General features: G+C 42.5%; 18 protein-coding genes. 14 read left to right on the plus strand and 4 right to left on the minus strand.

What is annotated here, in order from left to right; translation table 11 throughout:
- The first annotated feature begins 75 nt into the window (after positions 1-75).
- The gene (locus tag NIAKO_RS08590; protein WP_014218021.1) at positions 76-792 is read left to right on the plus strand and encodes a basic secretory protein-like protein; all 717 of its coding nucleotides are present in this window, start codon (positions 76-78) and stop codon (positions 790-792) included.
- Positions 793-831: 39 nt separating this feature from the next.
- Here the strand turns inward: NIAKO_RS08590 and NIAKO_RS08595 are convergent, their stop codons facing one another.
- From NIAKO_RS08595 to NIAKO_RS08610, 4 genes are read right to left on the minus strand one after another with little or no spacing between them, the layout of a single operon-like run.
- On the minus strand, positions 832-1800 hold the full coding sequence (locus tag NIAKO_RS08595) for a DUF5007 domain-containing protein (RefSeq protein WP_014218022.1): 969 nt from the start codon (positions 1798-1800) through the stop codon (positions 832-834).
- Between the two features lie 23 nt (positions 1801-1823).
- Positions 1824-2516 (minus strand): hypothetical protein, encoded by a 693-nt coding sequence (locus tag NIAKO_RS08600; RefSeq protein ID WP_014218023.1) that lies wholly within the window; start codon positions 2514-2516, stop codon positions 1824-1826.
- A 17-nt stretch (positions 2517-2533) separates the two neighbouring features.
- The gene (locus NIAKO_RS08605; protein WP_049815484.1) at positions 2534-4003 is read right to left on the minus strand and encodes a RagB/SusD family nutrient uptake outer membrane protein; all 1470 of its coding nucleotides are present in this window, start codon (positions 4001-4003) and stop codon (positions 2534-2536) included.
- Between the two features lie 26 nt (positions 4004-4029).
- Positions 4030-7305, minus strand: coding sequence for a SusC/RagA family TonB-linked outer membrane protein (locus NIAKO_RS08610; protein WP_014218025.1), 3276 nt, complete (start codon positions 7303-7305; stop codon positions 4030-4032).
- A 307-nt stretch (positions 7306-7612) separates the two neighbouring features.
- Here NIAKO_RS08610 and NIAKO_RS08615 point away from each other — a divergent pair, with 307 nt between their 5' ends.
- The 13 genes from NIAKO_RS08615 to NIAKO_RS08680 all read left to right on the plus strand — a co-directional run bounded on the left by NIAKO_RS08615 (position 7613) and on the right by NIAKO_RS08680 (position 24089).
- Positions 7613-8365: a ThuA domain-containing protein gene (locus NIAKO_RS08615; RefSeq protein ID WP_014218026.1), complete on the plus strand. Its 753-nt coding sequence runs from the start codon at positions 7613-7615 to the stop codon at positions 8363-8365.
- A gap of 529 nt (positions 8366-8894) precedes the next feature.
- Complete coding sequence (locus tag NIAKO_RS08625) at positions 8895-11621, plus strand: WD40/YVTN/BNR-like repeat-containing protein (protein ID WP_014218028.1); 2727 nt, start codon at positions 8895-8897, stop codon at positions 11619-11621.
- Between the two features lie 221 nt (positions 11622-11842).
- Positions 11843-12259 (plus strand): OsmC family peroxiredoxin, encoded by a 417-nt coding sequence (locus NIAKO_RS08630; protein WP_014218029.1) that lies wholly within the window; start codon positions 11843-11845, stop codon positions 12257-12259.
- Between the two features lie 197 nt (positions 12260-12456).
- Complete coding sequence (locus NIAKO_RS08635) at positions 12457-13308, plus strand: helix-turn-helix domain-containing protein (RefSeq protein WP_014218030.1); 852 nt, start codon at positions 12457-12459, stop codon at positions 13306-13308.
- Positions 13309-13521: 213 nt separating this feature from the next.
- A complete protein-coding gene (locus NIAKO_RS08640; protein ID WP_014218031.1) occupies positions 13522-14355 on the plus strand; it encodes an alpha/beta fold hydrolase in 834 nt (277 codons plus the stop codon).
- A gap of 30 nt (positions 14356-14385) precedes the next feature.
- Entirely contained in the window at positions 14386-14898 is a 513-nt protein-coding gene (gene msrB, locus NIAKO_RS08645; protein WP_014218032.1) for a peptide-methionine (R)-S-oxide reductase MsrB, read from the plus strand.
- Positions 14899-15051: 153 nt separating this feature from the next.
- The gene (locus tag NIAKO_RS08650) at positions 15052-15981 is read left to right on the plus strand and encodes a hypothetical protein (RefSeq protein WP_041346525.1); all 930 of its coding nucleotides are present in this window, start codon (positions 15052-15054) and stop codon (positions 15979-15981) included.
- A 130-nt stretch (positions 15982-16111) separates the two neighbouring features.
- Positions 16112-16600 (plus strand): hypothetical protein, encoded by a 489-nt coding sequence (locus tag NIAKO_RS08655; RefSeq protein WP_014218034.1) that lies wholly within the window; start codon positions 16112-16114, stop codon positions 16598-16600.
- A 361-nt stretch (positions 16601-16961) separates the two neighbouring features.
- A complete protein-coding gene (locus NIAKO_RS08660; RefSeq protein ID WP_014218035.1) occupies positions 16962-17525 on the plus strand; it encodes a Crp/Fnr family transcriptional regulator in 564 nt (187 codons plus the stop codon).
- A 62-nt stretch (positions 17526-17587) separates the two neighbouring features.
- The gene (locus NIAKO_RS08665; protein ID WP_014218036.1) at positions 17588-18112 is read left to right on the plus strand and encodes a YceI family protein; all 525 of its coding nucleotides are present in this window, start codon (positions 17588-17590) and stop codon (positions 18110-18112) included.
- Between the two features lie 359 nt (positions 18113-18471).
- On the plus strand, positions 18472-19587 hold the full coding sequence (locus NIAKO_RS36535) for a hypothetical protein (protein ID WP_014218037.1): 1116 nt from the start codon (positions 18472-18474) through the stop codon (positions 19585-19587).
- Positions 19588-20212: 625 nt separating this feature from the next.
- The gene (locus NIAKO_RS08675) at positions 20213-22159 is read left to right on the plus strand and encodes an ATP-dependent nuclease (protein ID WP_014218039.1); all 1947 of its coding nucleotides are present in this window, start codon (positions 20213-20215) and stop codon (positions 22157-22159) included.
- A complete protein-coding gene (locus NIAKO_RS08680) occupies positions 22140-24089 on the plus strand; it encodes a UvrD-helicase domain-containing protein (RefSeq protein ID WP_014218040.1) in 1950 nt (649 codons plus the stop codon). The genes NIAKO_RS08675 and NIAKO_RS08680 overlap by 20 nt, the downstream gene beginning before the upstream one ends.
- The last annotated feature ends 56 nt before the right edge of the window (positions 24090-24145 follow it).

The following is a 24145-nucleotide window of genomic DNA, read 5'->3' on the forward strand; positions in this document are numbered from 1 at the left end:
ACTGTGTTTGAAGTCTGTTCACAACATTCCGGCCCGACCATAAATATCTTCACAACTTCATTCAAAACTTCAACAATGAACTCAACATTAACAGCGGTAATGATGGCCGGCCTGGCATTGGGCGCCGCAATGCCAGCCCGGGCTTCCGGCCACAGCCTAAGCGGCTGCGCGTCGCCTGCTGCCGATACCATTACCCGTGAAGGGTATACACTGGTATTCATTAACCGGCAGCCTGATTTTGACACCACTACCCGGCAACGCATGATTGATGCCTTTTTTACCGTTTACCCTAAAGAAGCCAACCGGTTCAATAGCCACACAGCCAAAAAAGTAGTCTTTACTATCGATCCTGACTATGATGGCGTTGCAGAAACCGGCAATGATAAGGTGCGTTTTAATCCCAAATGGCTGAAAGCTCATCCGGAAGATATTGATGTGGTCACCCATGAGGCCATGCACATTGTGCAGGCCTATACACATCCTGTTCCCGGATGGCTTACAGAGGGTATTGCAGATTATGTGCGGTATGTATATGGTGTCAACAACCAGAATGGCAACTGGCGCTTACCTGACCTTAAACCCGGCCAAAATTATACCAATGCTTACCGTATTACAGCCCGTTTCCTGGTATGGGTGGAAAAGAATTATCACGGTACTGTTGACAGCCTGGATAAGGCGGCCCGCGAGGGGAAATATACGTCACAGACCTGGACTACGCTAACCAAAAAAACGGTTGATGAGCTCTGGAAAGATTATTGTCAAAATCCTCAACTGGAACTCACCTACCGTTAATTATAAGACAATTACTACATGATCAGGCAAGGGATCCGATTATATCGGGTCCCTTGTTACTTTAGGTAAGTGAATGGTAACTAAATAAGTGCCACCCTGCCACAAACGGAATGTAAACCGGGGGTTCACACTGTATGTTCTGGTGCCGGCTGGCGTAATACCCGCGTCTATCCTGGCTATGTTGCTGGGAATCCGATAATAGATAGTATAGCCCTGTGCGCCCTGGATAATAGGGAATGGCGTCAATTCAAAATCACAGATCAGGGCTGTGTCCGTAACTGTCAGCGGATGAAAACGGGCAAAGGTGCGGAAGCTGCTTCTGTCGCCCCGTTCAATATATTCATTTTTGGATGGCTTAAAGGGTGTGCCGTTTTGGTCTTCAATCTTCAGGATGACCCGGTAACCATTGGTAGAGATTCGTTCAATTTTCATTTGCGGTGTGCCGATGTCCCCGCTGGTAGTGGTACCATCCTGGAACCAGGCGCAGGCGGCGCCGTCATTCTCAAAAGGCAGACCATCATACAAGGTGAACCGGCCAACATCCTTATAGATCCTGCTGCCTGATTCATTGGTAGCCTTAACATCATAGGTGTAGGTATTTAATGGCACACTATCGGTAGTACTGTAAAATGTAAAGGCGCCGGTGTGTACGTTGAAATCAAAACAGGGTTCATTAACCAGTTTTCTAACGGAATTCAGCAGATCGATGGTGCTGTCTTTAGCGGGATCAAACTGGCTGATGAATACATACCGCTGGTGATTGGCATAGATGGCATCTGCATGTTTGCCGGTGGCGGAATCCCGAACGTCCAGCAGTTCATAGGTCACCGGAGCGCTGGACCCATCTGCATCTACCGGGTTGGTCTCAGTTACAATGCCCCTGGCTATCTGAATGGGATTGTCGGTATACCTGATCTGCTTGCTTAAATAGCCACGTGTGACTTTCTGGCAGGAGTTGGTGAGCAGGCCTGCCAAAAAAACTAATCCTATATATTTAGGGAACTTCATGATTGATTGTGTTTGATTACAGATTAGTGGTTGTTATCATAAAAGTTGAACGTATGTGAATTGGCCAGCACGTGCAGCACCCCTGTGGTGGTAATAATACCGGTGGTTTGGCAAAGGTTTCCCAGCCGCTGCTCATCCACCACGGATGGCAGTTGGGTAGAATCTGCTGGTACCGGATGACCGGGTAATGCAATGATCTTGGTGAAATAAATGTATTGCGGTTCTGTAGTGAATACATTCTGATTGGTGTAATCCGTAGTGGGGATCAGCTGCATTAACCTGTATTCACCATTACGCGATGGCCGCCATAAACCATTCCTGGTAATATTATCCCGGGTGAACCGGTCTGTAAACATATAGCTGCGCAGGGAGTCTTTCAGGGCCGGCAGGTTCAGTGAATCAAACGTATAGGGCATGTTCTCATTATTCCTTATAATACGCAGGTCGTCTCCTTTGGCATTAACATAGTTGCGGATGGAATAATTGCTAAAGGCAAAGAAGGTGCCCGCCTGGTTGAGCTCATCCTTCAAACCCGCTTTGTCGATCATCATCACCAGCGTATCAAACAAATGGTTGGTCTTAAGATAGTCATAGGTGGTCATGTTCACCTGCGCCGTAAAGGTGCTGCCACCAATGGTATAGGATTTTTTGCAGGCAACGGTGGCCAGTAACATAAGAGCCGACACCGCTGTTAATATTTTTATCTTCCGTGTCATACTAATCAGTTTTTTGGTTAAAGCTTGCCTTGCCAGTATTTGGTTTGCACCAGGGTAAAGTCATCCTTGAACATGGACGGATCTATGGGCCATACCCAGCCGCCATTGTGATATTGATCGGGGCTGAAATTCTCATTGTAGTCAAGCAGCAGCCCTGTGCGGATGAGATCATAATAGGCCTGGCCTTCAAAGAACAGCTCCCGCAATCTTTCTTCCAGTATTTCCCTGCCCATATCTGTACCACCGGCGCCTGTATAGTCTGCAATGCCTGCCCGTTCTTTAACGGCGTTTAACAAGGGAAGTGCGTCTGCGTCCCGGCCCAGTTTATTAAGCGCTTCTGCCCGCAGCAACATAATATCCGGCAGCCTGAAAATATTCAGGTTATTAGACAGCCGCGGATCACTTTGAACGGAGCCGTCGGCATAGTAAACATTTGCGTATTTAATGGTCTGCCCCTGGTTGCTGGTATAGGCCTGGTAAAAGAATTTGGCATAACGGATGTCGGCAGTATCAGTATAAAGGTTCACTACATAATCATGATTGATGGGCCAGTTCAGGTTACCCTGGCTGGCAATAAAGGGCCTGGCCAGGGTAGGAAAATAACCGCCCGCATTATTGGCCGTAGCAATGCCTTCATTTTGACCATAGTTAACATTGATCTCAAAAATGCCTTCCCGTGATTTGCCAATAAATACCTGTGCATAGTGGGCAGAGTCCTCCAACTGGTAACCACCCTGTCTGATAAGCGTATCGGCTGTTTTTTCACAGGCGCTGTAGTCGTGCTTCCATGCCTCAATGTGTGCTCTGAGCGCCAGCACGCTGCCTTTGTTGGCGCGCACTGCAGTTTGACTCAGATCTGCATAGCCAAACACCAGGTTGCTTTCTGCCGTCTGGCAATCTGCCAGGCATTGCGCCCATACGGCGGTTGCCGGTGAGCGGGGAATAGTTTGCGCCTGGCTAACATCCAGGTCGGGCGCCAGCTTCAGCGGTACATCTCCCCAGATGCGGCTCATATAGAAATAAACATAAGCACGGATAAAATAAGCCTCGCCAATGATCTGGTTCTTAAGATCCGGATTGGTAAACGCTGAAGCGGGGATCTCCGGCACCTTGGCTATGATGAGGTTAACCTGCTGCAGCACCTGGTAATAATTCTGCCAGTTCCATTCCCAGGGTCCCACGTTCAATCCAATGAACTGACCATTGCAAATGGGTTGATTAAAGGCATCCAGGCCGCCGTTAACACTGTACTCGCCGGAAGGCAGATCTCCATATACATGCCAGGAATAGTTGTTCAGCAATACACTCCTCAGCAGGGCATAGGCGCCTGCAATGGCTGTATTGGCATCCTGACCGGTTTTAAAATAAGCATCTGTAAAGGTAGAGTTGTGTGGTTGCAGGTCAAGGATCTTTTTACAGGAGCTGCTGCCAAGCAGCACCAGTAAAAACACCGCAACCAGTTTTCTGTTTATATAAGCGTTTTGCATGTTGATGACTTTGAAGTGACGGATGATCATAAGCTCATATCAAGACCTACAGTGAATTTCTTTGGAATGGGATAACCACTTCCGTTATAGATGCCAAAAGGATCTACCTGTTCAGCATCCGGCGCCAGCGCCTTCTGGAAAATATGCAGGTTGTCTACCATGGCATATACCCTCAGCCTGCCCAGGTGCAAACGCTGCAACACTGCAGGGTTGAACACATAGGACAGGGTCATGGTCTTAATGCGCATATAATCCCCATTCTCCACCCATTGGGAGCTCACTGCGGCATACTTGTAACGGGTACCCAGGAAGGAGCTGAGTGAAGGGTAGGTAGCATTATCCCCCGGGTTCCGCCAGTAGTTAATACCACTCAGGTCAGGCAAGGCATTGTTGGCAATGGCATGCAAAGGATTGGGATTGCCATCATCCGTAGGCACCAGACCCGAAAGCCTGCCCGCCAGGTAGTCGTTATAGATCTGCCTGCCAAGCGTATAGGTACAGAATACGGTGAGGCTGATATTCTTATAGCTGAACGTGTTATTAAAGCCGCCTGTGAATTTTGGATTGGGATTGCCTGCCGGTGCATAGTCGGTATTATCCAATACCCCATCTCCATTCTGGTCTTTCCAGATAGGATCTCCGCCTCTGAAAGGATAGCCGTAAAAATTGAGCACGGCGCCTGTGAGCGGGTTAAAGGGTACATCCTTGTCGGTTTTATAAACACCCGTTGCCTGGAACAGGAAGTATTCATTGATGGGATGGCCTTGCCTGAGCAGGTAACTGGTGGCGCCCTGATTAACAACAATATCCCTGCCGCCATTGGGAAGGGACGTGACCATATTCTTATTGTAGGCAAAGTTAAAATCAGTTGACCACTGGAATTTATTGGCTGGTTTGAACCAGTGTGCAGATAACTGGGTTTCTATACCTGAGTTGCGTGTACCAATGGCATTGGTGGTAATAGTTGAGAACCCGGTAGTAACAGGCAACACCAGCGAAAAGATACCCTGTTTGGTATTGCGTACATACAGATCCGTAACCAGGTTGAACCGGCCGTTCAGGATATTGATGTCAATACCCAGGTTGGCTTCCTGTGAATGTTCCCAGGTAAGGTTCTTGTTGGCCAGACCGGCTGAAAAGTTGGGTGAAATAGCCGGTACGCCATTATAGGTAAAAGAAATGTTCTGGCTGTTAGCAGGATTGTTACTGCCCGCAAAACTACCTGCGCCAATAGTGTAAGTATTATAGGACAAATAGTTGTTGCCATCATCTGGTTGACGGCCCGTAACGCCAAAGCTGCCCCTGATCTTCAACATACTGAGCCAGCCCGAAAAGCGATCCATGAAAGGCTCTTCACTGACAATCCAGCCTGCAGACACAGACGGGAAATAACCTACCCGGTTGTTGCTGCCGAATTTAGATGAGGCATCCGCATTGAATACACCGGAGAAAAGATAGCGGCCTTTAAAATCATAGTTCAATCGGAAAAAGCCTGACTGGATGCCACTTTCAATCAGATCGGAAAAGCCGGATGATTGATTTTTATTCAGGATATTAACTACGGATACCTGGTCGTTGGGAATACCATCTGCCTCAACATCTGTTGAGCGGTATTGATGGAACTCCGTATTCTGACCCAGCAGGAAGTTCAAATGGTGGTTATTAGCAATGGCTGTGGTATAGATCAGGGTGTTGCTCATCAGGTAATTGGCTGAATTGTCGGCAAAGCTCACCGCATAGCCCACCCCACTTTGCCTGTATTTGCCTGGTGAATAAGTATCCCGCCGGCTGTTGGCCGTTTGAAACGAGATCACTGTATTGAAGGCTAATTTATTGGAGATCTTCCAGTCAATGCTGGGGCTGATGGTAAGACTGTTATTGGTGTTGGCATCTGTTTGGTTACTGGCATTACCAAAGATAAAATCCCGGCTGGTAGGGCTCAGGTACAAGGTAGAAGCCGGCAGCCTGCTGGATGCATAGTAACCGCCATTGAAAGCACCATAACCGCCGGTAATGTCATTCAGCGAACGGGGGCGGTTAAGATGGCTGAAGCGGATCTGTGTGTTAACAGTCAGTTTGGATGACAGCTTTACACTTGTATTGCTGTTAAAACTATAGCGCTGCAGCCCGGATTTTTTAATAATGCCTTTTTCATTATAGTAGTTCAGGCCGTAACGGTAATTGACATTATCGCTGCCGCCGCTTACTGACAAGTCTACATTATCTACCACCCCGGTCTGGAACATGCCCCCACGGTAATCATTGGCATTGTTAAAAGCCGGGTTCAAGGTATCTGTGAGGATCATGGGCAGATCCGTTAAACTGTTATAAGGACCATAATGATTGATCAGGTCCATCTTGGCCCGGGTTTCTTCTGCCCCAATGTATACTTTGTCCAATGTCGGTCTTTCAGTAATGCCGTGGTACGTGCTGAAGTTGATGCGCAGCCTGCCTGGTGTACCTTTTTTGGTTTTGATGATGATAACACCACCGGCGCCGCGGGATCCATAAATGGCGGAGGCCGAAGCGTCTTTCAGGATATCAATAGATTCAATATCGCTAACAGGAATGCCTGCCAGTACATCTGTATTGGTACCATTGCCATAATTAATGGCGGCAATGTCATCCGTAGCCTGGGGAACGCCGTCAATAACATACAGCGGACCACTTACAGCTCTGGCCAGACTGGCCTTACCTGCGGCAGTGGTGGGATCATTGTTAACGGACCTGCTAACAGACGTATTACCTCTCACCACCACCGTACTGCGAACGCCAGGCTCACCGGAGAAGTTCTGGACGTTGACACCTGCCACCCGTCCCTGCAACAAGCCGTCCAGGGTAGGGGATGGTACATCTGCAATGGTCTTTGGATCAAGGGATGTAACAGCGGCGCTGACATTGCGCCGGGCAAGAGTCTGGTACCCGATGACCACTACATCTTTCATGTTTTTGGGGTCCTGCTTTAACGTAATGATCAGGTTGCTGATGGTCCCTGTAACTTTGTAATCTTTGGGAAGATAACCTACGGACCTGAAGGTAAGTGTGGCGCCCGGTGCTGCGTGGATGAGAAATTTACCATCCTCATTGGATAGATCGCCTTGTTTGGTGCCGGCTATTTCAATGGTAACAGCGCCTAAAGGCTTGCCATCACCACCGTCTTTAATAACACCGGAAACAATAACGTTGTTTGCCGCGGGCGCTACCTGGGAAAGGGCATGCTGTATCCCAAAAAACAATAATAATTGGACAGACAGAATAACCTTATAACAGGCAATTCTGCCTCCCCCTGTTAATTTAGTCATGGCAGTAGTTTTGGTTGAATCTTATAGCTAACTAAATTAACCGGTTGCCGTTTGCAAACTTGTCAACGAAGATCAAATGGATTGTTAACAGAAATTAAACAGAAGAAATTGGGAGACGTTAAGTATTAAAAATAAAAATAAATACAATTCGAAAAATCAATTGCTAAAAAATATTTGCAAATACCTTTAATACCCCAACTTAAGTTGGGAAATATAATAACCCGGGAAAGGTCGGAGCGCTATTTTACCTTAGTTTTTTCCCAATTGGGCTAATATAGGCGCATGAGATATTTTGTAATTTAACCGAATGAAAAAGAGCTCATCTTTTCCGGCCGTTGTCTTCATGCTCCTCGTTCTGACCGCAGGATGTACCCATTTTTCTTTCGCGCAGCAACAAAAGATCAGGGTGCTTATTATCAGCGGCGGCCATGGTTTTAAACACGAACCATTTTATGACGTTTTCAATTCCATCCCTTTCATTACATACGATACCCTGGTTCAGCCGCAAGCTAATGCGCTTATCGCTTCACCCGATGTAAATAAATATGATGTCCTGGTGTTTTATGATATGTTCGATTCCATCACTCCCGCACAGCAGGATGCTTATGTCAGCTTGCTAAAAAAGGGTACATCCATGATCTTCCTGCATCATTCGTTGGTGAGTTACCAGAACTGGACTGAATTCATACGGATCGTAGGCGGACAATACCACACCAATCCGGTAGTGGTAAATGGCGATACATTAAAAACCAGCTACGAACACGATGTGAACATTCCCGTGAAAGTAGAAAACAAAAAGCATCCCGTGACCCGGGGCATTTCTGATTTTGACATAGTTGATGAAGTGTACGGTGGCGTGGAAATATTACCGCAGGTAAAACCTTTGCTGAGTACTACGCATCCCAAAAGTATGCGCTATCTCGCCTGGATCAATCGTTACGGGAAATCAGATGTCCTATATATACAATTAGGCCATGGCCCGTCGGGTTATTCCAATCCGAATTTCCGGAAATTGATACAGCAAGCCATTAAGTGGTCTGCCAAACAATCGAAAAAATAATATTACGTTGACAAAAAAGTACCTGCCAAAGCTTACGACTACCATCAGAACTAAATGGGCCGCCTGGTGGCTGAAAATGGCAGGATTAAGCTGATCCGCGAGGCCAATGGGCTCAGTTGCAACATTTCTCACCCAATTTTGAAACAATCTGACACTATGGTGCAACCTTAATGGCATAGCATTTGACTTCTGAACGGATCCAACCAACGAATAAAATCCGCTCAGATGAAACAATGTTGTCCTAAGCAACTTTTATTGTTCTTAATGTTGTACATAATATCTGCAAAGGCTATTGCTCAAACCTATGCATGGAAAAATGTAAAGATAGGCGCCGGTGGTTACGTAACCGGACTTGTTTTTAACCCCGCTCTAAGTAACCTGCTCTATCATTTGAACTGTCATTTCGAAGAAGCCGCCAGATGCTTTTCATTTCGACACGAGTTAAAGATCCTTCTAACATGAGTTCTATCCTCATTGAATGATTGTATGAATCAATTACAAACAACATTTCCTATTAAAAACCATATTTATGACAAAGGCTAATGACTTCAGCCCTATTTATTTTCGAACCCGATTTATAGTGGCTTTTTCGCTGATTCTTTTTTGCTTTTCACAAACAAAACTAATTGCACAAACATTTGGTAATGTAGCCTTGGGTGGAGGCGGTTTTGTATCAGGAATTATAAGTCATAAAACATCAGGCGATGTTTACTGTCGCACAGATGTTGGAGGTGCTTACCGTTGGGATGCCGTAAATTCAAAATGGATTCCTTTGCTCGATTGGACCTCAGAGAATGAAACTACCTACCAGGGGGTGGAAGCGCTGGCGCTGGATCCTCAGAATGCAAATAATCTGTATTTACTTGCCGGCACCGCCTACTTTAATGGTGGAAAAACAGCGATTTTAAAATCCACAGACAAGGGCAATACATTCACTGAAGTGATAGTAACATCACAATTTACCGCTCATGGAAACAGACTGGGAAGAGCTAACGGCGAACGCCTGGCTGTGGATCCTAATAACAGCAGCATCCTTTTTTGCGGAACCGGAGCAAATGGTTTGTGGAAAAGTACCAATGGTGGTTTGACCTGGACACTGGCCTGGAATGGAGTAACCACGACAAGCAATGGAAACGGGATCTGCTTTGTAGTGTTTGATCCTTCCAGTGTTTCGGGAGGAGTTACCCAAACTATTTATATAGGAGTTTCCCGCACGGGAGCCAATAACATATACAAAAGTACCGACGGCGGCAGCACTTTCACTGCCATTCAGCCGGATAATTCGTTTATGCCCCACAGGGCTGTTTTATCTTCTGATAATTCTACTTTATATGTGGCAATGGCGGATGGTGAGGGTCCATCGAACGGCGGCAGCGGAAGAGTTTACAAATTGGTTACGGCTACCGGAACCTGGACCAACATTACTCCCAATGGGAATAATTTCCCTTATGGTGGCGTAAGTGTTGATCCGTCAAATACGAACAGAATTATTGTTTCAACGGAAAACGCCTGGAGTAACAACCAGTTTGGCGCCACATGGGGAGATTTTGTATTCTTTTCTGCCAACGGAGGAAATACCTGGACCCAAAAATTGTCATCCACAAGTACCCTGAATACGAATGGCATTGGCTGGATCGCCGGCCGCGGGATACATTGGGCCGGCAGCATTGACTTTGATCCGTTAAATACAGCAAGGGTAAGGGTTATATCGGGGAACGGAATTTTTACATGCGATGATATCAATGCGTCTGCCACTTCCTGGAAATTTGATGTAAAAGGAATGGAAGAAACGGTTGTACTTGATGCCATCAGCATTCCCGGTGGTAGTTTTATTTCTGCCGTAGGAGACCAGTTTGGAGCCGTGTATTCCAATGTTTATGCTTATCCGGCCAAAGTACATACGCCCACCGTTACTTCCAATAACGGTATAGCCTATGCTGCAAACAATGTCAGTAAAGTAGTAAGAGCTACGGATCAATTATATTACTCTACCGATCAGGGAGCAACCTGGACGGCAGCGGCTTCTACTATTGGGGGCGGCTACGGGAAAATAGCATTGTCGGCAGATGGAAATACAACACTTTATTGTCCCAGTGGCCAAAGTACCACTTATTATTCAACAGATAATGGAGGATCATGGACCAGTACAGGCGTTACTACTGTTCAGGATGCTTGTCCGATAGCAGATTATGTTAATACCAATAAATTTTACATTTATAGCCCTACTAGCGGACAGCTATTAGTAAGTACCAATAAGGGTGTAAGTTTTACCGCCTCAGCAGTTAACCCAGGTCAATGGGGCTCAGGACGAGCAAGGGCAGTTCCCGATAATGAAGGAAGTGTATGGGTAGCTTTAAACGGAGGCGGATTGAAATACACCACGAACAATGGAACCTCATGGACAACTGTTCCCAATGTTAGTTATTGCGGAGCTGTTGGAATTGGTAAAGCTGCAACGGGGGCTACTTATCCTGCCGTTTATATTTGGGGAACTGTTAGCGGAGTGAGAGGTATGTTCCGTTCTACAGACCAGGGCGCTTCGTGGATACGAATAAACGACGATGCCCATGAGTGGGGAGGTCCGGGGAACGGTAATTTTGTAATGGGAGATATGAACGTATTCGGACGAGTATATATGAGTACAGTAGGACGAGGTCTGGTTACCATCGAATCAGATCTGTCGGCGCTGCCCCTTCAATTTACCCATGTATCAGCATCGCAACGGCCGGAATCACAAAAAGTGTATGCAGATGTGAAGTGGCAAACAACTGCAGACGCCGGTATTACCGGGTATATAGTGGAAAGAAGCCTGGATGCGGTTCATTGGCAGGAAGTATATAATACCCCCGCAAACGGGGAGAATAATTATACATACAGCGAAGATGTTACTGCTTTAAGTGGTACTATACGCTACCGTATCAGGGAGATTAATAACAGTGGTTATGGCAGCTATAGTTCCGTAGTTACGCTGCGATTATCAGCTATTACCCGATCAACCATTTCTGTAAGGCCCAATCCGGTCATAAATAAGGTTACTAATTTGTATCTGAATAGTCGGGCAAAACAACAGGTAGTGGTGCGGGTGGTTGACCTGCTTGGGCAAACCCTTTATAGCAGTGCTGTTGTGCCCGTAGAAATAGGTGAGAATGTAATAAATATACCAGCAGATCAGTTTCCCCATGGCAATATTTGTTTTGCGGAAGTGTTGAATGCAGCCAGTGGATCAAAGATCGCCACCATAAAAATAATTTTCTGATCGCTGAGAATAAGGTTGGGTTCCGTCCGGCCTCTGTTACCCCCAACTTTTTAACCCCAATCCTGAAAATCCATTTCAACAAGAACACAGAAATATTTAATCAAAAACTTATTTATCTGACCCAAATTGCCCAATAATTGACCTGATACACAATGTCTTTTTATGCTTTGTGTTGCAACTTTGCCTTGTCAATATCGACAATATATAAAAATATATAAAAAATGAAACGTACAGCAAAAGCGCATTGGACAGGAAGCGTAAAAGAGGGAAAAGGGAGTTTGACAACCCAAAGCGAAATTTTAAATCAGACAAATTACAGTTTTAGAACCCGTTTCGTAGGAGATGAAAAAGGAACCAATCCTGAAGAATTGTTAGCAGCAGCGCATGCAGGATGCTTTACTATGGCAGTCAGTTTTGCTTTGACGGGAAAGGGGATAGCACCCACTTCATTAGACACTGAAGCAATTGTATCAATGGATGGCGCAGGAATTACCGGAGTACACCTTTCCATAACCGGAAATGTACCAGGCATCAGTACCGAAGAATTTGAAGCAATCACAAAAGGTGCGGAACAAAACTGTTTAATTTCTAAAGTATTGAAAATACCTGTAACATCAGAAGCGTTGCTTGTTTCATAACAATCAGGTATAATGAATAGGCTTTGCATAATATGCTAACAATGTCTCGTTCAACATTTTTGTCTACATTTGAATTTGATGTAGTGTTGAATGAGCATTGTCTGTTTAATCTTGCACCCATTTTAAGTCATGCTGGTCAGGCAAATACCGGATAATCTGCAGGAACCAGGACTTAACTGCAAAAAATATTATTTCAAATGACTATTGATTATAAAAAGTTTGATTTGTTTGGGAAAACACTTATTCAAAAAGTGGAATTAAAACCACCTTTCGAGTTTGTTTTCCCTGTTGCGGAGCAGGCGTGCTTCTTATATATGTTGAAAGGCGAGATGGAATATCAATCAGCTGATGATCGTTTGAAAATCCCTACCCATCATGCTTTGTTGCTAAACTGCATAAATTCCGGTAAACAGATACAGGGTACTAATTCAGGTAGCGACAGTGAAATTGTAATTGTTACATTTCATCCGGATATACTGAAAAAAGTTTATGATAAAGAGATCCCATTAATCTTTAAGCCAAATAATCAAATAACCAATCAGTCCAGAGGAGCCATCAACAATGACTTTTTGATTCAAAAATATATAGAGGGACTTCTGTTTTATTTTGAAAACCCGTCTTTGGTAAATGATGAAATTTTAGTTTTAAAACTAAAGGAAATCATACTTTTATTATCACAAACACAAGGGGTGGAAACCATACAAGTCATACTGTCCCAGCTTTTTTCCCCAACAACCTATACGTTCAAACAAATTATAGAAGCCAATCTGTTTTCACCCATCAGCGTAGAAGATCTGGCGCAAAAGATCAATTTAAGTGTTTCTTCGTTTAAAAGGGAATTTAAAAAGTTATATAACGATTCTCCTGCCAATTATATCAAAACCAAGCGTCTGGAAAGGGCGGCAGAATTGCTTTTGGCTTCCAATGAACGTATTACAGACATTGCTTTTGAATGTGGATTCAATGACCTGGCAAATTTCACTAAAAGTTTTCATGATAGATTCAGCACCTCACCGTCAAATTACCGTTTAAAGCAGAAAGAGGGATAAGGAAAGGTAAAATCCATATTAATGGTAATCCCGTTATCCACTGCAAAGGCGTCTTCTTCTTATCGCAAAGATCATTGCCATTCCTGCATTCAAGCCCAACCTCCATGCTGATCTAATTCGACATATAATTGAGCTGAGTCACAAAATCCCTCTCTTTTTTATCCTTCACATTTGCATTGTCAATAGTGACTTAACAAATTATTTTATTAGACAATGAAAAATTTCAAATTGGCAAGGGTAGCTAACCTGTTTGCACTGGCATTGATCATAATGCTAAATTCCTGTTCAAAAGATGACAATTCTGTTAAGAAAAAAAATTCAACTTTCGTAATGGTGCATGGCGCCTGGCAAGCATCATTTGTTTGGGACAAAGTAAAAAAAGCTTTAGAGGACGAAGGTAATAGGGTAGTTTCAGTAGAGTTGTTAGGTCACGGAAATGACTATACACCAGTATCTGAAATAACATTTGACAAATATGTTAAGCAAGTAACGAATGTTATAGATAGTTTAAATATTCCAGTAGTATTAGTAGGTCACAGTCTGGGAGGAGCAATTATTACCCAGGCAGCCTGCAAAGTTCCTCAAAAAATAGACAAACTGGTTTATGTGGCTGGGTTTATTCCAAAAAGTGGTAGTAGTGTATTCGGATATTCTGCCATGGATTCTGGGACATTGATCCCTTCCGCCTTGGGATTCTCTGCTGATGGGAGTACGGTAACTATCACAAATCCCGAAATAAATATACGCGAGATATTTTGTAAAGACGGCTCAGTTGAAGATATCAATTTATTGGTAGAAAAACTTCGTCCGGAACCAGTTGGAGCCGCAGGAACTCCGCTGGATTATAGTAGTGATACTTACAGTGCTATAGCCAACAAATACTACATCTACACAACGGAAGACAAAGCCATTAGCTACCCTTTTCAACAGCAAATGGTTGCCGAAGCACGTATTACAAATACTTATGAAATTCAGGCAGGTCATAGTCCTTTTCTTTCTAAACCAACGGAATTGGTTTCTATTCTTAATAAGATAACTAAACAGTAAAGGATACACTAAAAAATAAATCAAACTATAATGAAGCTGATCATTTTTAGCTGTCTGGTGGCGATAATTTCTGCTGGCTGTTATGCACAGAATCAGAAATCAGATAAGGGACATGAAAACAATCCCTATTATTCAACAACGGATACTACCAGGCTACAAGTATCTGATTTGGAATGGAAAAAAGTACTGTCAGCAGACCTTTACGCAGTAGCCCGGGAAAAAGATACCGAGCGGCCATTTACCGGAAAATATTGGAAAAGCAATACCAGGGGTACTTATTACTGCGCAGCTTGCGGAAACATACTTTTCAGATCGGATGCAAAGTTCGCCAGTAGTTGCGGGTGGCCAAGCTTTTATGAGCCAATCAGGAAAAATAGCGTGGAATATGTAGAAGATCACACCCACGGGATGGATAGAACAGAGGTTGTTTGTGGTAGATGCGGTGCACATCTGGGACATATTTTTGATGATGGACCAGCTCCATCCTACAAAAGATACTGCATGAACTCCATTAGTCTCGATTTTGAACCGAACAAGGAATAATCGGAACAAGTAATATATCGGCTCTGAAATAGCCAATCACCAAGATCTTCAACCACCCATTATAAAATGATAATAAATAATATTAAATTTCAGGCTCTCCTAACAGGCCTTACACTATGGTCTTGTAGCATGCACGCTCAGAATATGGTTAGTATGTCTTCCTTACACCCGGAAGTGGACACAATCAGTGCAGGTAAGAAAGAACTCGCCATTCGTTATCCCGGTTTAAGGCAGTTCTGTATTTCAGTTAATCATTTTGGTTATAGTGATTTTGATGCAAAATCAGGTGATGTTGATTTTGCCAGTGGAAAAATAAGAACCGGGCGCATCAGTACTTTCTTCAACACCCCGGCTGTTAAATGGAAAGGCAATTCCTTATCGGCCAGCATTTACTATACCTACACCTCCACAGAACTGAAAGATATTACCAATAAACTTCCGGCCCAGGAATTAACACCGCTAACGACAGATAAAAGCACGTTCGATCTGGCTTTAAATTACTCCCGATCAGCAGCCATATTTAATCATCCCATTATCTATTCACTGGTGGCGAGAGGAATCACTGACGGAGTGAATAGTTTCCGGCGTTTTAATTTGAATGGAAGTTTTAATCTGCCATTGAAAAAAACTGAAAACACCACATTCTCCGTTGGTTTACTGGTTTTAGTTGATCCTTCCGCACCAATACCTGTTGAGCCGATCGTAAATTACTATCATAAATTCAACTCGTCAGGGCTTGAGTTGATCGTAGATCTTCCTACGGGTGTTAACCTGAAAAAACAGGTGGCTAAGCATGCATGGGTGCTGGTTGGTTCAAATCAGCGTTCTTATACGACTTTCTATGATCAAAAAAATGCTTTCCTGGATGGAAAGGTTAGCTATAATACCATTGAATTGAAAAACGGTGCAGCGTTTGAATATCTTTTTGCAAAGAATATTATGCTGACCGTAGATGGCGGTTTTAATAGTTATTTGTCTGCCAAACTGTTTAAAGACGGTGAAAACTATAATAATGCGTCCTTTATAAGTAGCAATAAAGGAACGCTATACGTGAATGCAGGTTTGTCTTTGTTGACATTTTAAATCTAAAGATTTAGAGGGGCTTATTTTGAACTGTATTACCAAATAGTTGAACTAATCCACAAAGTAAGATCCTATTTTGTTTTGCAATTTTGGGTCATCAATTAAGGAATTAAAATTAAAAATTAATAATATGGGACTATCAAATCTGGGTATTTTTCATACCGTTATAGGTATTGTAGCTATTATTTCAGCATTCATTTCACTAATTAAAAGCGGTACTATAAATCTGGGCAAACTAACAGGTAAAATCTATTTTTACTGTACGTTGGTTACTTCATTAACAGCATTAGGGTTATCCAGTGTTAAAGGTCTCAATCCAGGACACATCCTCGCTTTGCTGATATTGATATTGGTATCGGTGGCTTATTTTCTTCATGTAAAAAAGCAGGGAAACAATCGCTCCCGCTTTATCGAAAACTTCTCGCTTACGTTCAGCTTTTTTCTCTCGTTGATCCCGACCGTTAATGAAACCTTTAACCGTATTCCGGTGGGGCATCCTTTGGCAAATGGGCCTAAAGACCCATTAATTGGGAAAACCCTTTTTTTACTTTTCATTCTGTTCATTATCGGTTCTATTTTGCAGTTCAGAAAGCAAAAGAGAATCAATAAGACGATATAATATTTATATCAGCAATTATTTTATGAAGGCTCTTACTATCGCAAAGCAACGGCCGATTGCAACGTATTTAATTGGCAATTGTCGGGGATTAGAGAGGGTTAACAGGGAGTGCAGTGGCACCAGGGGAGGGAACGCGGAAAGGACGGGAGCCAGGCGGAATACCAAAACCTTTACGCCTAAATCAAGAATATATAAGGATGGGTAAGCGTTAAATTCAGATGACAAAATGGCAATACATTTATCGTCGGCGTAATCCCGTTCAAAGATTTGCAAGGCTTTTGTTAAGGTCGTTAATTTTATTAAACTCCCTGAATTCGGAATTTTTTTTGTAATGCTACGGATATTTTTGTTACTTTTTCCTATGGCCGATTTAGATCAATACTTCATGGAATTTTCTCCCCTGGAAGAAGACGTTTTAGCAACGCTGCTGCAAAGCACCACTACCAGAATATTTGACAAAGGAGAGTATTTATTACAGGCAGGTAATACCTGTAAGTATTTGTATTTCATAAACGAAGGGCTGGCTAAATCATTTTTCAGCAGAGAGGATAAGGAATTCATTATGCGCTTCTTTTCAGAAGGCAGGGTGTTTTCGGTATTTGACAGCTTTCTCAACCGCCAACCATCCAAATATTCGCTGATGGCACTGGAACGGACGACTGTTACACTGATACATGCAGATACCCTGGAGGAGCTTTGCAAGCGTAATCATAGCATGGAGACATTCTTTAGGAAGTTGGTATCGGTAGCAACTACAAGGATGATGAGGCGAATCAGTGAGATGCTGGAAGATAATGCAACAGAGCGTTATAACCAGTTTATAGCAGAGAATAACCATATCCTTCAGCGGATTAGCCTGGGAGATTTGGCGAAGTATTTAGGAATTACACAGCAATCCCTGAGCAGGATAAGAACGACCAGGTGATTATTTACCATAGGGTAAAAATTGGGCGGAAGCCGGAAGGTAATTTTGATGAAAATTACAATATGGCAACAATAACATGGCAGATAGATGCTGGACATTCACAGATTGGGTTTAAAGTAAAGCACCTTGGAATAGCTAATGTAAGTGGTGTATTTAAGGATTTTAGCGGGGAAATGGTGAGTGATGGAGACGTATTTGATCAGGCGAAGGTATGTTTTAGTATAGACGTAAATACAATTGATACGAATAATGCACAGCGGGATGAGCATTTGAAATCAGATTTGTTCTTTGATGTGAAACGGTTTCCGGGAATTATGTTCAGCGGGAAGCTGGTACCGCGTGGCGAAGAATATCAGTTGGTGGGAGATATGACTATCCTGGATACGACAAAACCCGTAATGTTGGATGTACTATTTACAGGGGCAGGCACGGGGCGGTTTGGCGAAAAAAGGGCTGGCTTTGAGGTGATTGGGAAAATCAGACGAAAAGATTTTGGCTTAAATTTTCACCTGCTGAATGAGGCGGGAGATATTGTGGTAGGCGAAGAGGTGAAGTTGACCGCAGATATTGAGATGTTCCGGAAATGAGATTACCGGGTTGCTATCAGTACTTTTTTCATCCTTACTTAGGAATTGATTCGATATTATTCAAATTAAAAAACCCTTCAAATCCAATGATCTGAAGGGTTTATTTTTTAGTCGGGCCAGCTGGACGATTGTCGAACTGCTTCCTTAAAAATCTTGTTGAATTTCATAGAATTAAACATATTATTCAAATGGTATAACTTGTTCTATTGTTTATAGGAATTACTGAGCAATTACAATGCATTCTACTGGCCAAGATTGTCAGGAGCAAGTGCGCTAACCCCAAAACCATTGTTGTATACCGCTCACGCCTACGTTTTTTGCTATTGGTAAAATGTCTATTTTACAGCAATTTCTTTTCAATGATCAATATTACCTCATTTGAAACGCTTGATAAGGCCATCAGGATGGCTGGCGGAGAACCAACAGTACTGGAAGCATTGTGGGATGGCGATACCTCTGGATGGTATTTGTATTTGAATTTACATGTAATAATAAAAAAACTCTTTTCTATTAAAAAAGAAGTTAGGTATTTAGGTACAATTAGTCTGGGCGGAGACATCAGGTTGTTCAATGGAACCGTACCACCCTGGCCTGAGGCTGAACTTGCAAAAGAATGGGGCAAGATGGCCAATGAAAAATATGGATTGATCTTTTATTTTCCATCTGATAAAGAACCGGATAATGATTGCCCTGGTTGGGAGCAACGGCATTTGGCCATTCAATGTGCTGATTGTGCTAAGATGATCATCCCTACCGATAGCCCTTACTTGCCAAAGGAAATTTGTTATAGTTGTCATCTAAAGCGGGAATTCAACAATAAAATAAAAAATGCCGAGCCTTATGATGATGGCGTTAATTTGTACATGGTAAAAGATGAAGAGTATAATCATTTAGGTTATAGTAGTTTTTTAGACGGATTTCCCATAGCCCCATTCATTGATGACACAGTGCAAGCCCGACGTGAGAAAAGACTAGTTGATATCGTTACCATTGATGAGCTGGATATTTCCATTATAAAAGAAAAAATTGAACAGGCACTTGATGAAAAAGTGGCAGTTTATAAATCAGCTGAATTTCCTCCAGATTTTCCTGAAAAATTTAAAAGTAATATAAAACGACATACTGTCGAATACAAGGGAAATAAATATGAATTGATAGAGCGGTTAAACGAAGATCATTCTAAAATTGACAGATTAGTGTGGGCGCTTGAAATGGTTGACAAGGCCATTTCCGGGAATTATTGTTTCAAAATCTATTTCAAGAATGAGTTTACCTATCGGGATGATGCTGTATTACGGTTTGTGAACTTTGTTAGTAATGGCTCAACCTTCATGGCGGCGATTGTGCAGCAGTACAGCGGTATAATAACGGAAACGGATGTGAAGGATACGGTTACAAAGATGGAGAAGGCTGGCTGTTTGAAAATAGAAGGAGAAATTGTACATACTACAGATGTAACCAGGAAGCTGTTATAGATTCATACGGTTTAGGATGTAATGCTACCCATATGCCTTTGTGTTGATTAATCTGGTCACTAGAAGGCACAATAAATTTAAGCATAAAATTTTATGATTTATAAGTTTCTTTCTTATTCACCTCAATTTTCATTGAAGAACTAATAATCATTTATCAATAGCATTAATAATTATCTAATTTTATACCCCAGCTGCTTTGCAGCATTTTAAAAAACCAATTTATTGTTTATATTTTTGCACGCAGCTCTAATCCGTGTCGTGTATTATCTACCCTATATCCAGGGTAAAATTCACCGCTAATTCCAATTATCTGTCAAATCTGCTCTCGTCGTGTTGTATACATTAAAGCGAAGAGCATTTACTGTTATCTGCCATATTAGTTGACCATTGAACAAATCCAGTGAGATTGATCAACTGTGATTCCCTGAATGCTTTTATAACCATAATAACAACTAACGATGAACATTGCCGTATTGAATGAACGTTATAGTATCTTTTTTTGGATTTTAAAAAGTAAGACCAATTTATTTACAGATACATGACTCCTTCAAAGTCCCTTTCTTTTCACAATGTAGCATCCTGTCATTACCCGCTTAACTAAAGTAAAAACCTAAACTATTGTATTATGTACTTAGAGCGACTTAAGCTATGGAATTTCAGAAAATATGGATCTGGTAATAGTTTAAATAGACAACCGGATCTTGATGTTCAGTTCCAGAAAGGGGTTAACTTATTGGTAGGAGAAAATGATTCAGGGAAAACCGCTATACTAGATGCTATTAAATTAATTACTCTTACCCGAAGTAATGAATATTTCCGTTTACAGGCTGAAGACTTTTTTCATTCAACCACCAACCTTTATCCTACAGCAAACCTCAAAATAGAATGCTGGTTCGCCGGGTTAAAAGATGATGAAGCCAAAAACTTCCTGGAATGGCTGTCTATACGAAAAGTGGATGGCAATGATGAATTCTATCTACGATTGACCCTTGACGCAACCCTCAAAGGCGCGGTTGTTTTACCATATGAGGTACGGGCAGGTGCAGATGAGGAAGGTTCTACACTTGCAGCTATTGCCAGGGACCTTATCAGGGTTACATATTTGAAACCGTTAAGAGATGCGGAGACCGAGTTATCGCCACGACGCAATTCTAGATTATCTCAAATTTTGGGTAATCATGATGCGTTTAAGGATAAGGTAACTCACCCGTTGATGGCTGTGGCCACTGAGGCGGATACCGCAATCAAAAACTACTTTAAAGGGCTGGACGCACAGGGAAATTTGATCCCTGATCATCCAGGAAAGGAAATAAACGATACCATTAATCGGTTGCTCTGTGATTTTTTTGGAAATGACCGCGAATCCGGTTTTGGCATTTCCACCCAAACCCTAAAAAACATCCTGGAAAAACTTGAATTGATCCTCGAACAAGGTAATAGCGGCCTCGGTTCCCATAACCTGTTGTTTATAGCTGCTGAGTTGCTATTGTTAACCGGTAAGGATTTTACAGGCCTCAAACTAGCACTTGTCGAAGAAATCGAGGCACACCTTCATCCACAGGCGCAACTGCGTTTGATCGAGTTTTTATCAAAAGATGCCCGAGCCAATCAGGTTCAGCTATTGATCACATCCCATAGCCCCAACCTAGCATCAAAAATAGCAACAGCAAACGTGATTCTCTGTAAAGATGGTTGGGCCTATTCCATGGCACCAGAGCATACTGAGTTGCGGGTTGGAGATTATGCATTCTTGCAACGTTTTCTAGATGCAACAAAAGCTAACCTCTTTTTTGCCCAAGGGGTAATATTAGTGGAAGGAGATGCGGAAAATATCCTAATCCCAGTAGTTGCGCGGATAATCGGAAGAGATTTAACTAAATACGGCGTATCTGTTGTCAACATCGGTAATACTGCGTTTAACCGGTATTCAAGAATATTTAAGCGGAAGGATGCCAATAAATTCCTGAAGATCCCTGTGGCGTGTATTACCGATAATGATATCAACCTAGACGCCGGATTAACCCAGCAACAAATTGAGCAAAACAGAAAGAATATTGCAGCCAGGTATGATGGCCAACATGTAAAAACATTTATATCGCTTGTCAAGACGATGGAATATGATCTGGCGCTAGGGACTTTCCAAAAGGACCTTTATTTAGCTTCCTTAGCTGCCGCTAAGCTTAAAAACAGCGATGAATATGGCGTAACAATAGATAAATACAGACAAATCCTAGCTACCACAACTCAACAGTTTACTGATTGGACAGTACACGGTACAGCTAATGAAGTTAAAGCAAGGCATATTTGGAAATACATAGCAGATAATAACCTGAAAGCTATAACAGCTCAATATTTCGCTTCACAATTAGAGCACAGAGAGAAAAGGGGAGGTATTAAAGCTCAATTATTAGCTGATCCTTATTTCCGTTATATTGTAGAAGCCATTGAATATGTCACAGCACCATTTACCTTGATAGCGCCGCCTAAAAATCCGGCTACTCAACAACTAAATCAATTACAAGCTAATCCAACACAGCCAAACTTAACAGAGCATGTTCAGGCCAATAACTAACGACGATATTGCAAAAATTGAGGAATTATTGCTGCCAGCCGGGCAAAAGTTTGATCAACAGCGCAGAGACATTATTCAATGTCAGCATTCCATTGATGTGAATGCCTGCCCAGGAAGCGGTAAAACCACGGTTATGTTGGCAAAGTTGCTCTTGCTAACCCGACAAATGCCGTTTAAGAATAACCAGGGAATTTGTGTATTAACGCATACCAACGTTGCCATTAATGAGATCAAGGGAAAATTGGGTTTAACGGAAGCCAATATATTTAACTATCCGAATCATTTTGGCACCATACAGAGTTTTGTAAATAAATTCTTAGCTATACCTGGTTATATGGTAAAGTTTCCAGGGAAGCGACCGGCAATAATAGACAAAGATTGGCATGATAGTGTGGTTGCAAAAAGATATAATAGTTGGCGGGGGGCAGGCAAGGGTTGGGTAGGTCGCATGAGAGAACCTATCCCAGCGCTACAATCGTTTAAATTTAATTCCAACTTTGATAATATTCTCACCGGTTTAGGTGAGAATCCCGTTTTTAAAACCAAAGGTTCGGCTTACAAGGATATCTATTCGTATAAGATGAGCATACTGCAGGATGGCATTTTAAGTTTTGAAGATGCATACATACTGGCAGAATATTATTTGGACCAACAACCGCAGATAGCTAAACTCATTCAAAAAAGATTTCCGCTGGTCATTATTGATGAAATGCAGGATACCGACTCCCATCAGTTATCACTACTAGGTAAAATATTTAACCCGGCGAAGACGGTCATTCAACGAATCGGTGATGAAAACCAGGCTATATATAATAAAGTATCAAGCCAGGTGGTATGGGCAATCGGTCAGCAATCATTACCATTAACAGGTAGCAAACGCTTTTCAACGCAAATAGCTAACCAGATAGACAGGGTTTGTGTTACACCAAGGAACATGGCAGGAAATCATCAAGTGGCAAACATTCAACCCAATATAATTCTATACACACAGGCAAACATTCAGCGTGTGATCCCACACTTTGCAAATTTGGTGATCGAATCAGGCATTACTACAACTGATCGTCCATGCAAAGCTGTGGGATGGGTAAAAGAAAAAGAACAACAGCCTGGGCAGACAAAAAACTGCATTAAATCTTATTGGCCAGATTATTCATTCATCAATACAGCGTCAAAAACAGAGTACAATAACCTAAACGAATATTTCACAAACCCTGATGAAGAAATCGTAACAAAACAGGGAACGTCCTATTTTATGGACAGGATTTACTTGGTGTTAGTAAAGTTACTGCGAATGGGCGACATCAAACATCCCACAGGTGGTTACTATTCGAAAACCGCGCTGGAACGAAAAATTAAATTGAGCCCTACCATCAATGATCAACTTCGCTCTGGAATGATCTCCTGGATCCGGGAAATCAGGTGTGGCCGCGACCCATCTGTTGACGTGCGGGAATTCATTACACAGCAATTTTTCCCTTTGTTTGGGATAACAGCCAACCGGGAGTTTGACAGTTTTTTAAACAATCAAAATCCATCAGCAAAAAACAATAACCTACAGCAAAATACCGGAAATATTATTAATCATAGTTACGATGGAGCAGTAGCCGCACACACTGGCAAAGAAATCCCGATACATGTCAATACAATCCACGCGGTAAAAGGCGAAACGCATACTGCTACACTTTACCTTGAGACCTACTATTTCGATGATGACATAAAAAGGATAATAGCGTATCTTAAGATTGGCCGGGGACCGGCCATATCCACAAAGCAGCAAAGAATTATAGAAACATTAAAAATGGCGTATGTAGCTATGTCGCGCCCCACGCATTTTCTGAGCGTTGCTATAAGAAGTCATGGTATTACTGCAAATGATATTCAACAGCTTGAGACTGCTGGCTGGAGGGTTGATACGGTTCTCAACGTTTAGTACAAGTGGAGAATGCTTATTTTCTTGATACGATATTTTTATGGTTAATAAGAAGC

Source organism: Niastella koreensis GR20-10, assembly GCF_000246855.1.
In the GTDB taxonomy this organism is placed as follows: domain Bacteria; phylum Bacteroidota; class Bacteroidia; order Chitinophagales; family Chitinophagaceae; genus Niastella; species Niastella koreensis.